This is a genomic window from Actinomadura macra NBRC 14102 (genome assembly GCF_001552215.1).
Taxonomy (GTDB): Bacteria; Actinomycetota; Actinomycetes; order Streptosporangiales; family Streptosporangiaceae; genus Spirillospora; species Spirillospora macra.
This window is the reverse complement of record NZ_BCQT01000026.1, coordinates 1-11,983: the sequence shown is the minus strand read 5'-3', so window position 1 is coordinate 11,983 and position 11,983 is coordinate 1. Positions and strand designations below refer to the sequence as shown.

The following is an 11,983-nucleotide window of genomic DNA, read 5'->3' as shown; positions in this document are numbered from 1 at the left end:
ACGACAGATGCGAGCCACCCTCATCTACGGCCGCGGCGACGTCCGGGTCGAGGAGGTCCCCGACCCCGCCCTGCTGGAGCCGACGGACGCGATCGTCCGGGTGACCCGCGCCTGCGTCTGCGGCAGCGACCTGCACCGGTACCGGGGCATGGATCCGGTCGGCGAGGGGCTCCGCATCGGCCACGAGTTCATGGGCGTCGTGGAGGAGACCGGCGCCGCGGTGGAGTCGGTGCGGCGCGGCGACGTGGTGCTCGTCCCGTTCCTCTGGGTCGACAACACCTGCGACTTCTGCCGGGAGGGGCTCCAGGGCTCGTGCCGCAACGGTGGACGCTGGGCCGTCGGCGGGCTGGACGGAGGGCAGGGCGAGGCCGCCCGGGTCCCCCAGGCGGACGGCACGCTGATCAAGCTGCCGCTCGGCGCCGACGACCCGCTGATCCCCTCGGTGATGGCGCTGTCGGACGTGCTGCCCACCGGCCACCACGCCGCCGTCACAGCGGGCGTCGGGAAGGGCTCCACCGTCGCCGTCATCGGCGACGGCGCCGTCGGACTGTGCGCGGTGCTGTCCGCCGCGCGGCTGGGAGCCGAGCGGATCATCCTGCTCGGCCGGCACACCGCGCGCACCGATCTCGGCCGCCGGTTCGGCGCGACCGACGTGGTGCCCGCGCGGGGCGAGGAGGCGGTGGCCGCGGTGCGCGAGCTGACCGGCGGCGACGGCGCCCCGTACGTGCTGGAATGCGTCGGCAACACGGCCGCGTTCGAGACGGCGCTCGGCGGCGTCCGCGACGGCGGCACCATCAGCCGGGTCGGCGTCCCGCAGTACGCCGAGGCGCGCCTGGACTTCGACGTGTTCATGCGCAACATCACCATCACCGGCGGCGTCGCGCCGGCACGCCGGTACATCCCGGAGCTGCTGGCCGAGGTGCTCGACGGCACGATCACACCGGGCGAGGTGTTCGACCTCTCCGTGGACCTCGCAGACGTGGCCACAGGCTTCCGCGCCATGAACGATCGCACGGCGCTGAAGGTCCTCGTCCGGCCCTGAGGGCGCGCGCACGTGGATCACGCGGCGGCCAGGATGCGGGCGACGACAGCGCTCAGCGTCCGCACCCCCCGCGTGGTGGTCGGGTCGATGCCGGTCAGTTCGCGCGCCCGGCGCAGGCGGTAGTCGAGCGTGCGGGGATGGACGTACAGGTGCGCCGCGGTGAGCAGGCGGTTCATGTCATGGCGGTAGTAGGCGTCCAGGGTGACCACCAGGTCCGGGCCCTGGAAGAGGAGGTCGGCTATCCGCCGGAGCCAGTGGTCGACCTCCGGTAGCCGGGCGGCGCCCAGCTCCACGAACACGTCGGCGATGGTGCTGATCCGCTGCGGGACGGGCTCCACCGGGGCGGCCCTGCTGATCTGCCGGGCCAGCGGCAGGGCGCCGGGCAGGTCGCGGGCGTCCGCGACGGTGGCGCCGACGGCGCAGCGCCGTCCCACGGACTCGGAGAAGGCGGCGGCCAGGGTCAGCGCGCGCTGCCGGTCCTCCGGCGGGGCCTCGGACGGGTCGGCGCAGCCGGTCGGCACCAGGGCCACGAACTCCAGCGGGCCGTGCCAGCCCATGGGCACCCGGTCCAGGTCGATCAGGAGGCCGAGGATCTCGGTGCGGGCGGCCGGCAGGAGCGCGACGTCCTCGTCGGCGATCCGCACGACCGTCACCAGGTAGCCGGCGGGGACGGGCATGCCGAGCCGGCGCGTCAGCTCTGGACCGGCGGGGTCCCCGGCGAGCAGTGCCGCGGCGAGCTGCTGGACGCGTTCGGCGTAGGGCAGGGCGTGCCGCTGGCCTTCCAGGAAACCGCGCGTGTAGGCGTCCTGCGTCGCGGCGCCCTGCGGGCCGATCCAGCCGAGGATCTGCATGAGGGCGTCCAGTTCCGTCGCGTCGGCCGCTTCGTGGATCTCCTGCACGGTGAGCGTGGAATGCAGCCCGAGCACCTTGCGGTGGGAGCTCAGCGAGACTCCCGACCGGCCGCGCTCGTGTCCGACGGCGGCGATCAGGGCCAGGTCGGCGTCGGTGAAGGGGTGGACGTCGCGCGCCAGTTCCGCGGTCCGGCGGCGCAGCAGCACGGCGAACTCCAGCAGGTCCGCGTACTCGCGGTCGCCGGCGGCCATCGTCCGGTACTCGGGCAGCTCGCGCGCGTACACCTCGACCGCCCTCCGCGCGTTGGCGTCCACCTGTCTCGTCAGCGATCCGAAGAGGTCTCCCACGAGTGAACCTCCAGCCAGTCCGGTGTCCCTGCTCATTCGCGCGGGACACCGGCCTGGATCACCGTGGCCGGGACGAGGTGGTGGCCGGTTGCGGCCTCACGGCGGCCGTGTCGGCGGTGAGCAGGCGGAGCGTGGCCCGCCGCCGGCCGAGGGGGCCCGGGGGCTGCCGGAAGAAGGGCCAGCGCTTCTCTCTCCCCGCGCTGTTCCCGCGACTTCTCCGCGGGCTTCGGCGACAATTTCGGGCCGTGCCGGATGAGGTTTTCTCGGGCCTTGGGACGCCGCCCGGTATTCCCGTCGCCGTCCCGATCGTCCGGGTCTTTGGCCGGATATCGGTGGCCTAATGTGGCATGAAGCACAGACGCGGGAGCCTTCTCCTGCCAGGCTGGCGCGGGCGCGAGAAATGGTCGCAACCGACGGCGTCGGCGGACTTGCCGATGAGAACGCGTGAGCGGCGAGGAGCCGATGTCGTGGCGAAACGAAAGCCCACGGTGCCGTGGCAGCGAGGCCGGCTCGTCATCGGAGGTCTGCTGTCGGTCGCCCTCGGCGGCCTGACCATCCTCGCGGGCGAGACCGGCAGCCGGCTGGCCCTGCTCGTCATGCTGGCCAGCGTCAACCTGACCCTGGTCATCGACGCCTTCTTCCGGCGCGAGGAGAGCATCCACCACGATGAGAACCGGCTGAGGGAGATCTCCGCGGGGCTGGCGATCACGAAGTCGCTCGCCGACGCCCCGCCCGAATGCCACGCGTTCATCCGCGACATCGCCGAGCAGTGGACGCTCATCGACCGCCGCAACAGCGCGATCCTGCTGAAGCTGCGCGAGGCGCGCCAGCGGGCCTTCGCCGAGGAGATGCGGGACCTGGCGAGCGGCCAGTCGTCCCTGGGCCGCCGACAGGAGTTCCACCCCGGGATCCTGCCGGAGCTCACCGAGATGATCGCGCTGAGCGCGACCGGCAACGACTACTGGTGGACGGGCCGCGACACCGGCTACCTCGTCACCGAACGATCCGCGATCACCGGGAACGGCCTCCTGTTGCGCCGGATCCTGGTGCTGTCGGAGGCCGAGCTGGACGACGCCATGAAGGACGTCCTGCGCGAGCAGATGGACGTGGGGATCGACCTGCACATCGTCATCCTGGAGAAGGTCCCGCCGCTCCATCAAAAGTGCCTGACCGACGATCGCGCGCTGGTCACCGACAAGGGCGGGATCGTCGGGGTGGTCATCCCGGGGAGCAACCGGGAGGACGCCGTCACCGACGCGGGCCACTTCACGATCAACGAGGACAGGATCCAGAGCACCCGCGACATCTTCGACACCCTGGCCCCCTACCAGGTCCCCGCGAGCACGCTGCTGAAGGACGGGCAGCCCGCGGAGCGTCCTGGTACCCCGAGCGGCGCCTCGGGCGGAGGCGCCTGACGGAATGCCGGCACGGCCACGGCGGCTCCCCGGCCCCGGGAAATGGTGGCTCCTGTCGACGAATCGGTTTTCTGCCACGCTGACGGCACTTATGCATTCCCGTCCGGAGGCAGTTTCGTGCCCCCCAAAGAGCATCGAATGCAGCGGATTCCATTCCCCAGTAGGCGCCTTTCTCGCCACCTTCCCGGGCGGACCACCGAAGCCCGGCACCGACGGCGCACACGCCGCCGCTTCGACGGCGGCCGACGCGCCTCCCGGCGCGTGATTACCTTTCGTGAACCGCGGGAAGATCCAACCCGGAGGTGTCAGGGATGGGTGCAGGCGGGTGACCGAGACGCGGAAGGCGACCGGGCGCGCCGGGACTGGGTCCGGCGGCCGCCCGATGCTGATGCTGGTGGTGGCCACCACCGGATTCGCGGTGAACTTCTGGGCGTGGGCGCTGCTGAGCCCGCTCGGCCCCCGATTCCAGGACTCCCTGCGTCTCAGCTCGGTCGAGCAGGCACTGCTGGTGGCCGTGCCCGTCATCGTCGGGTCGGTCGGCCGGATCCCGGTCGGCGCGCTGACCGACCGGTTCGGGGGACGGGTGATGTTCCCCCTGGTGTCGGCCGCCACGATCGTTCCCGTCCTGTACCTCGGGTTGGCGGGCCACTCATCGCTGCCGGCGCTGCTGGTCGGTGGCTTCTTCCTCGGGATCGGGGGGACGGCGTTCGCGGTCGGGGTGCCGTTCGTGAACGCCTGGTTTCCGCCGGAGCGGCGCGGGTTCGCCGTCGGGATCTTCGGCGCCGGGATGGGCGGCACCGCGATCAGCGCGCTGACGACCGTGCGGCTGGTCGACGCGCGGGGCACGGCGTTTCCGTTCGTGCTGACGGCCGTCCTGCTCGCGGTCTACACGGTGGTGGCGTGGCTCCTGCTCCGGGAGCCGCCCGGACGGACGGTCCCGACCAAGCCCTTGTCGCAGCGGCTGGCGGCGACGGCGCGGATGGGAGTCACCTGGCAGGCGGCGGCGCTGTACGCGGTGGCATTCGGCGGATATGTGGCGTTCTCTGTGTACCTGCCGACCTATCTGAAGACCCAGTACGGGCTGGATCAGGCGGACGCTTCGAACCGGATGGCGGGCTTCGTGCTGCTGGCCGTCGTGATGCGCCCCGTCGGCGGGTGGCTGTCGGACCGGCTCAGCGTCGTGCGGGTCCTGGCCGCGTCGCTCGCCGTGGTGACGGTCGCCGCGGCCGTCCAGGCGTTCGCGCCGCCGCTGATGCCGCTCGGAACGGTCGCTTTCCTGGCCATGGCGGCGGCGCTCGGTGCCGGTAGCGGAGCGACGTTCGCGCTGGTGGCGAGGCTGGTCCCGGCCGGCGAGGTCGGCGGGGTCACCGGCGTGGTCGGCGCTGCGGGCGGCCTTGGCGGGTTCGTCCCGCCGCTGGTGATGGGCTCGATCTACGGCGCCTACGAGTCCTACGCCCTCGGCCTGGCGCTGCTCGCCGTCGTCGCCGCCGCGGCCTGCGTGTTCACCGTCACCGTCGTCCACAAGGCCGTCGCCGGGCGGACGAGCGCGGGACCCGCCCGGCCGACCTGACCACGGCCGGCGGCATCGAACCCGCGGTCCCAGGCCGATCACGAGTCGCGGGCGCCGGCGGCCGAACACCGGGCGGCGATCTCCGCCAGCGCGTGCAGCAGTTCCGGCGGGCCGTCGACCTCGAAGCCGGTGTCGAGGGCCAGGATGTTCATCGCGAGCTGCCCGGGGGTGTCGCCGGTGGCATGGACGACGCACGTCCGCTCGTCCAACGGCTCGACCAGGATGGACGCGGGGACGCGCGCCACGATCACCTCGGCGGGGGCGTGCGCGGTGACACGGGCCCGGTGCCGGGCGAGCGCCGCGTTCACGCCCCGCGGGACCAGATCGGCGGGCGGCGCCTCACGCGGTGTGAAGCGCGGGCCGTCCACCGTGCGCGGCGTCAACCGGTCGATGCGGAAGGTGCGCCAGGCGTCGCGCGCCACGTCCCAGGCGACGAGGTACCAGCGCCGTCCGGTGTGGACGAGGCGGTACGGCTCCACGTCCCGGACCGTCTCGATGCCATCATGCGTGCGGTACCCGAACCGCAGGCGGCGGTGGTCACGGCACGCGGCGGCGACGTTGGCGAGGGTGTCGGCCGAGACGGTCGGGCCGTCCGGGGGGAGCGGGACCATGTAGCCGTGCAGGGCGCCTACCCGATGCCGGAGCCGTGACGGCAGGACCTGCTCCAGCTTGGCCAGCGCGCGCAGCGACGTCTCCTCGATCCCGGTGACCGTGCCACCGGCTGCCGTCCGCAGGCTCACCGCGACCGCCACGGCCTCCTCGTCGTCCAGCAGCAGCGGTGGCAGCCGGGCTCCGGCGCCGAGCCGATAGCCGCCCGTGACGCCCGGCGTCGCGTGCACCGGATAGCCGAGATCGCGCAGCTTGCCGATGTCATAGCGGACGGTGCGCGGGCTGACGCCGAGCCGCTCGGCGAGCTCGGCACCCGTCCAGTCCGCGCGGCTCTGCAACAGCGACAGCAGGCGCAGCAGGCGCGCCGACGTTCCCAGCATGGACTTGAGTCTGCCCGCAATTGCGGCAAGGATCCTGCCGCATGAGGTGACACGGTCGTTCCATGAGCGACGACATCCGCCCCTTCCGCATCGATATCCCTCAGGCCGACCTCGACGACCTGCGCGAACGGCTGGCCCGGACGCGCCTGCCCGGCCAGGTCCCCGGTACCGGTGCGGAACGCGGCGTCCCGCAGGATCGGCTGCGCGAGCTGACCGAGTACTGGGCCGCGGGCTACGACTGGCGCGAGCACGAGGCCCGATTGAACGCCCACCCCCAGTTCCGCACCACGATCGACGGCCAGGACATCCACTTCCTGCACGTCCGCTCCCCGGAGCCGGACGCGACACCACTGATCCTCACCCATGGCTGGCCGGGCTCGGTGGTGGAGTTCCTGGACGTGATCGGGCCACTCAGCGACCCGGGCGCCCACAGCGGCGACCCGGCCGACGCCTTCCACCTGGTCATCCCGTCCCTTCCCGGGTACGGGTTCTCCTCCCCGCTCACCGCCGGCGGCTGGACACCGCGCCGCATCGCCGAGGCGTGGGCCGAGCTGATGGCCCGGCTCGGCTACGAGCGGTACGGCGCCCAGGGCGGCGACTGGGGGTCCGGCGTGTCCCGCGAGCTTCGCCAGGTCGCTCCCGAGCACCTCATCGGTGTCCATCTCAATTTCCTGCTCACCTTCGGGTCGCCCGACGGCCTGGACGACGCCGGCCGGGAGCGGCTCGCCGGGCTGGAGCGCTTCACCAGCGAGCTCGGCGGCTACCTCGCCCTCCAGTCCACGCGTCCGCAGACCCTGGCGTACGCGCTCGCCGACTCTCCGGCCGGGCAGCTCGCCTGGATCGCCGAGAAGTTCACCGAATGGGCCGAGCACGAGATCGACCGCGACGTGCTGCTGACCAATGTCACGCTCTACTGGCTGACCAACACCGCCGGCTCGTCCGCCCAGCTGTACTACGAGTTCGCCCAGGCCTGGAGCATGCCGCAGCCGTCGCCCGTCCCCACCGGCGTCGCGGTGTTCCCGCACGAGGCCGCGCTGCCCGTCCGGGCCCTGGCGGAGCGCACCGAGAAGATCGTCCACTGGACGGAGTTCGACCGCGGCGGCCACTTCGCCGCACTGGAGGAGCCCGGCCTGCTCGTCTCCGACATCCGAACGTTCTTCCGCTCCCTGGCGGGTGCCTAGCCACCCGCAGGGCTGCCGCCGCTGGCTCGTCTAGGGTCGGGATCATGAGCGAGCCGGTGGCGGTGGGACTGGTCGGGGCGGGCCCGTGGGCGCGCATGACGCACGCGCCCGCGCTCGCGGCGGGGCCGGTCACCCGGCTCGCGGGGGTCTGGGCGCGGCGCCCTGAGGCGTCCGCCGAACTGGCGGGACGGCACGGCGCGCCCTCCTTCGAGCGGATCGAGGACCTGTTCGACGCCTGCGAGGCGGTCGCGTTCTCCGTCCCACCGGACGTCCAGGCCGTGCTCGCGACGCAGGCCGCCCGCGCGGGCAAGGCCGTCCTGCTGGAGAAGCCCCTCGCGATGGACCTGGACGCGGCGCGACGGCTCGCCGAAGTGATCGCGGAGGCGGGGGTTGCCTCGCAGATGGTCTTCACGCTGCGCTACGCGCGTGCGGCGCGGGACTTCCTAGAGCGGGCACGCGGCCTGGAACCATTCGGTGGCCACGGCGTCTTCGTCTCGTCCACGCTCGGCGGCGGGCCGTACGCCACGCCGTGGCGGCTCGAGCACGGCGCCCTGCTGGACCTCGGCCCGCATATCGTCGACCTGCTCGACGCCTCCCTCGGGCGGGTCACCGGTGTCCGCGCGCACGGCGACCCCCTCGGCTGGGTGGGGCTCCTGCTGGAACACGCCGGCGGCGCGGTGAGCCAGGCGTCGGTGTCGATGGCCGGGGGCGGTGACCTGCCGCCCGCCCACGTCGAGGTGTTCGGGCGGAGCGGGCATGCCGGACTCGACTGGTCCGACCTGGGCGACGACGCGTTCTCCACCATGATCGGCGAGTTCGCCGCCATCGTCCGAGACGGGGGCGGACACCCGCTGGACGCCGCGCACGGCCTGCGGATCCAGCAGGTCATCGCCTCGGCCGGCGCCCAGCTGGCCGGCTGACCCCGGTATTCCAGATTGCATTGGTAGGGAATCGGGTGCCATGCTGGGCCGCATGGTCCGTACCATCGACGAGATCCTTGACGACGCGCGCGCCCGCCTGGACCGCGTCGACCCCGAACGCGCCCACACCGAGTCGCAGGACGGCGCGCTCCTGGTCGACATCCGTCCCGCGGCGCAGCGGGCCGCCGAAGGGGAAGTGCCCGGCGCGCTGATCGTGGAGCGCAACGTCCTGGAATGGCGGCTGGACCCCGCCTCGGACGCGCGGCTCCCGCAGGCCACCGGCCACGACCTGCGCGTCATCGTGTTCTGCTCGGAGGGCTACACCTCCAGCCTCGCCGCCGCGTCCCTGCACGACCTCGGCCTGACCCGCGCGACCGACATCGTCGGCGGCTTCCAGGCGTGGCGCGCCGCCGGACTCCCGGCGACCGGGCACCCCCCGGCCTAGAACGGGCCGGCCCGCCGGGCCGGTAGAGGGGAGGACGGCCGGACCCCTCGGCCGGTGCAAGGGGGTGATCTTCCTCCTCGGGGCCCGGCCGTCCCCCCTGCCCACACGGTGCAGGGTCTCCGCCGAGCCCGGCCGGGGGCGTGTGGCCGGACCCGCGGGTCACCGCGCGGAATCCGAGCCTAACTCCGCAGGTCAGCGCAATGAAATGACACAGTGCTTACAGTTGTTTCCCACGTGTGTCCGGAACGTATGGTCGCAAAATCACTCACCCCGAAGGCCCGCCGCGCGATGGCCGTGGGCGAGAATGGGCCAGGTGAGGGCGGTCGCGATATCCGACACGCACGCGCCCCGGCGCTGGAAGTCGTGCCCGGCGGAGGTGGCGGAGCACCTGCGGGGCGCGGATGTGATCCTGCACGCCGGCGATGTGTGTGTGGCGTCCGTGCTGGACGAGCTGGCCGCCTTCGCGCCCGTCCACGCCGTCCTCGGCAACAACGACGGCCCCGACGTGGCGGGCTGGGGTGCCCCCGAGCGCCTCGAACTCGACCTTGACGGCCTCGCGGTGGCGATGGTCCACGACAGCGGGCAGGCCCGCGGCCGGACGGCGCGGATGCGACGCTGGTTCCCGAGCGCCGACCTCGTCATCTTCGGCCACTCCCACATCCCGCTCGACGAGACCGGCGACGGCGTCCGCATCATCAACCCGGGATCACCCACCGACCGGCGCCGCCAGCCGCACGGCACCCTCGGCCTCCTCGACATCAGCGACGGCCGGCTGGTCCGCGCACAGATCATCCCCGTCACCTGACCGATGCGCGGTCCGCCGGAGAGCGGACGTGCCCCGCCCCGGAGAGGCCCCTCGCGGTGGCCAGCTCGATTCACCGCCGAGGATGTCCGAGGGCAGGGAGGGGCGCTCGGTGCCAACTGGGTGATATACCGGAGACCTCCGGTCCTCCCGTTCATCTCCGAAAGGGGGCCGACGTGCTCCCGGCCGTCACGGCGGCGAAGTGGTCCGCTGTCCGTCGCTGCGTCGAGGCCACCGGCGACCGGTTCGCCGAGTTGCTGCCCTCCGCCCCGTCCGAAGCCATGGCCACCGCCGACTGGTCGGTGGCCGACACCGCCGCGCACCTCGTCATGGTCTCCGGCTCCTATGCCAGCATGCTGAAGGGGCCCAGCGGCCCGACGGGCCTGGCCGGCTCGGCGAGACCGGGCGGCCTGACCGGCGTACCGGCCCTCGATGAGATCATCCCCGGCACGACCGTCGACACGCTCGCCCACTTCAACGACGTGGCGATGGCGCACGTCACGGAGCGGAGCACGCGCATCCTCGCGGCCCGGTTGCGCGACGACGTCGCCACCGTCCTGCGCGCCTGCGACGGCCTCGGACCAGACGACCCGATCGACTGGCTCGGCGGCTCCCGCGTCCCGGTCGCGGGGCTGCTGGCCCATCTTGCCAACGAGATGCAGATCCACGGCCGCGACATCGCCCGCACGACCGGCGCGCGTTGGGAGATCGCCCCCGCCGACGCCGCCCTTTTCTTCGAACTCTTCCTGCTTGGCGTCACGAGGCACGGCCACGGCCGCCTCCTGGACCGGGTCGGACCCGAGCGCCCAGGGCGCATCGCGGTCGAGTTCCGGTCCCACCACACGACCCCGGCGGTCATGGTGCTGACGAACGGGCAGGTGACCATCGGCGAACCGCGCCGTGACATCGACCTGACGGTGTTCTTCGAGCCGGTCACCCTCAATCTCATGCTGTTCGGGCGGGTGAGCGTCATGCGAGCGGCCCTGACCGGGAAGGTGGTCGTCTGGGGGCGCCGGCCCTGGTTGCTGCCGCCCTTCATGCGCAAGATGCGCCTACCCTGAGCCGGACATCGAGATCAGCCTGCCCGCTCGGCGGCCGGACGGAGACTCGGGAGGACGGCTGTCTCCTGTGCTCTGCTGGTACCCGCCCCGACCAGGCCGGCTCCCGGGCTGACTCTCCCTGTTCCACCACGGAGCGTCCGGTATCACGCGACGATCCTCCCGATCGCCAGCACCAGGTTCGGCGAGGACAGGCGCTTCCGTTGCAGCCCACTTGGCGCGCTCGTCTGGCCGCTCCCGCACCTGGCCGTGCTTCTGCGAGCGCGGTGTTGACGTGCCGCAGCAGAGGTCCGGGCAGCTTGCGCAGGCTCTAACCCCAGAAGTCCGCCACTGTCGCGGCCACGGCCGCGCCCTGGGCGAGCCCGGCACCGGCCGCCGGAGTGCGCGTCCTGGGATCCAGCGGGTCGGCACCGAACGCCACGACGGCCGCCTCGTCCGGGTTGATCACCTTGACCCGGCCACCGCGCTCCTCGACCGCGGCGATGTCCTCCGCCAAGCCCGGATCCTCCATCGGCGCGACAAGCAGGATTCGCTCATGCCCCGCCGCCAGGTGGACGTTGTTCACCGACCACACTCCACCGTCCACATAGCGAACGCCGTCGATGGTCACCGGCGGCCAGATCATCGGGACCGCGCAACTCGCGGCAACCGCGTCGACGAGCCCGATCCCCGAGTCGCGGTCGAAGACCCGCAGCTCACCCGTCAATGCGTTCACCGCCGTGACCAGCAGTTTCCGCGAGGGCCAATCATGGACAGGGAGTCGTCCCTCGATCACCGCCCGCCGCTCCGACTCCGGCACCGTCACGGCCGCCAGCGCACGCGCACCGAGTGCCCTGCGCATCTCAGCCGGATCACCGTTCTCGGCCGCGAGGCGCGTCCAGATCTCCACGAACTCCGCCACCGTCACGTCCCCGGACGGCGCGATCTCCCGGTTCTGCAAGGCCGGATCCACCTGGCGAGCCAGCAGTTCCTTGATACCCAGGCCGCTGTCCAACTGTGCCGCCACCGAAGCCCCCGCCGATGTCCCGATCAGCACATCCGCCCCGGTCACATCCGTCCCCGCCTCGGCGAGCCCGGCGATGACCCAGAACAAGGGCACGTTTCGTCCCGCTCATCTCACCCTCCCTTGACCGTCCGAGAGTACGGCGCCGCTTCTCGCCCCCGTAGTCGAGGAGGTGACCTGTGGAAACCTCGCTCCCCACGCCCTGTCCCGGAGATGGGGAAGCCCGACAACCGGGGCGCCGCCACGCGGCATCGAAGAGACCTGATTTGACGCAGCCACCTGGACCACGTAAGTTAACCCCTCGTCCCCACACGGATGCAGGACGCCTGCGCGGTGGCCGGCCGACCGGGGAACCCACT

At 72.4% G+C, this 11,983-nt stretch carries 11 protein-coding genes; 8 read left to right on the top strand and 3 right to left on the bottom strand.

The features are described from left to right. Nucleotides 1-7: 7 nt before the first annotated feature. Nucleotides 8-1,042, top strand: coding sequence for a zinc-binding dehydrogenase (locus AMA02S_RS35125; protein WP_067467758.1), 1,035 nt, complete (start codon nucleotides 8-10; stop codon nucleotides 1,040-1,042). Nucleotides 1,043-1,059: 17 nt separating this feature from the next. Here the strand turns inward: AMA02S_RS35125 and AMA02S_RS35120 are convergent, their stop codons facing one another. Beyond that, the gene (locus AMA02S_RS35120; protein ID WP_067467755.1) at nucleotides 1,060-2,241 is read right to left on the bottom strand and encodes a PucR family transcriptional regulator; all 1,182 of its coding nucleotides are present in this window, start codon (nucleotides 2,239-2,241) and stop codon (nucleotides 1,060-1,062) included. Nucleotides 2,242-2,708: 467 nt separating this feature from the next. On the opposite strand from AMA02S_RS35120, the gene AMA02S_RS35115 reads away from it, so the two are divergent. Together AMA02S_RS35115 and AMA02S_RS35110 are read left to right on the top strand one after the other, a co-directional pair. Then, on the top strand, nucleotides 2,709-3,656 hold the full coding sequence (locus AMA02S_RS35115) for a hypothetical protein (protein ID WP_157431044.1): 948 nt from the start codon (nucleotides 2,709-2,711) through the stop codon (nucleotides 3,654-3,656). A 382-nt stretch (nucleotides 3,657-4,038) separates the two neighbouring features. Continuing rightward, a complete protein-coding gene (locus AMA02S_RS35110) occupies nucleotides 4,039-5,226 on the top strand; it encodes an MFS transporter (RefSeq protein ID WP_067468144.1) in 1,188 nt (395 codons plus the stop codon). A 38-nt stretch (nucleotides 5,227-5,264) separates the two neighbouring features. Here the strand turns inward: AMA02S_RS35110 and AMA02S_RS35105 are convergent, their stop codons facing one another. Beyond that, nucleotides 5,265-6,215, bottom strand: a complete 951-nt coding sequence (locus AMA02S_RS35105; RefSeq protein WP_067467749.1) for a helix-turn-helix transcriptional regulator — start codon at nucleotides 6,213-6,215, stop codon at nucleotides 5,265-5,267. A 62-nt stretch (nucleotides 6,216-6,277) separates the two neighbouring features. Between AMA02S_RS35105 and AMA02S_RS35100 the strand changes: the two genes are divergently transcribed. The 5 genes from AMA02S_RS35100 (at nucleotide 6,278) to AMA02S_RS35080 (ending at nucleotide 10,624) form a co-directional block, all read left to right on the top strand. Further along, entirely contained in the window at nucleotides 6,278-7,396 is a 1,119-nt protein-coding gene (locus AMA02S_RS35100) for an epoxide hydrolase family protein (protein WP_067467746.1), read from the top strand. A gap of 44 nt (nucleotides 7,397-7,440) precedes the next feature. Next, nucleotides 7,441-8,316 carry a Gfo/Idh/MocA family protein gene (locus AMA02S_RS35095; protein ID WP_067467743.1) on the top strand — a complete coding sequence of 292 codons (876 nt, stop codon included), beginning with the start codon at nucleotides 7,441-7,443 and terminating at the stop codon, nucleotides 8,314-8,316. A gap of 52 nt (nucleotides 8,317-8,368) precedes the next feature. Then, a complete protein-coding gene (locus tag AMA02S_RS35090) occupies nucleotides 8,369-8,761 on the top strand; it encodes a rhodanese-like domain-containing protein (RefSeq protein WP_084265959.1) in 393 nt (130 codons plus the stop codon). Nucleotides 8,762-9,065: 304 nt separating this feature from the next. Continuing rightward, complete coding sequence (locus AMA02S_RS35085; protein ID WP_245667967.1) at nucleotides 9,066-9,566, top strand: metallophosphoesterase family protein; 501 nt, start codon at nucleotides 9,066-9,068, stop codon at nucleotides 9,564-9,566. 173 nt (nucleotides 9,567-9,739) lie between these two features. Then, complete coding sequence (locus AMA02S_RS35080; protein ID WP_067467736.1) at nucleotides 9,740-10,624, top strand: maleylpyruvate isomerase N-terminal domain-containing protein; 885 nt, start codon at nucleotides 9,740-9,742, stop codon at nucleotides 10,622-10,624. A gap of 307 nt (nucleotides 10,625-10,931) precedes the next feature. Here the strand turns inward: AMA02S_RS35080 and AMA02S_RS35075 are convergent, their stop codons facing one another. Continuing rightward, on the bottom strand, nucleotides 10,932-11,720 hold the full coding sequence (locus AMA02S_RS35075; RefSeq protein ID WP_067467733.1) for a patatin-like phospholipase family protein: 789 nt from the start codon (nucleotides 11,718-11,720) through the stop codon (nucleotides 10,932-10,934). Nucleotides 11,721-11,983: the final 263 nt, after the last annotated feature.

Bases quoted from the DNA above. Each gene is read 5' to 3' on its own strand.
- AMA02S_RS35100 (WP_067467746.1), top strand. From the start codon at position 6,278: ATGAGCGACGACATCCGCCCCTTCCGCATCGATATCCCTCAGGCCGAC.
- AMA02S_RS35110 (WP_067468144.1), top strand. From the start codon at position 4,039: ATGCTGATGCTGGTGGTGGCCACCACCGGATTCGCGGTGAACTTCTGG.
- AMA02S_RS35125 (WP_067467758.1), top strand. From the start codon at position 8: ATGCGAGCCACCCTCATCTACGGCCGCGGCGACGTCCGGGTCGAGGAG.
- AMA02S_RS35085 (WP_245667967.1), top strand. From the start codon at position 9,066: ATGGGCCAGGTGAGGGCGGTCGCGATATCCGACACGCACGCGCCCCGG.
- AMA02S_RS35095 (WP_067467743.1), top strand. From the start codon at position 7,441: ATGAGCGAGCCGGTGGCGGTGGGACTGGTCGGGGCGGGCCCGTGGGCG.
- AMA02S_RS35090 (WP_084265959.1), top strand. From the start codon at position 8,369: ATGGTCCGTACCATCGACGAGATCCTTGACGACGCGCGCGCCCGCCTG.
- AMA02S_RS35105 (WP_067467749.1), bottom strand. From the start codon at position 6,215: ATGCTGGGAACGTCGGCGCGCCTGCTGCGCCTGCTGTCGCTGTTGCAG.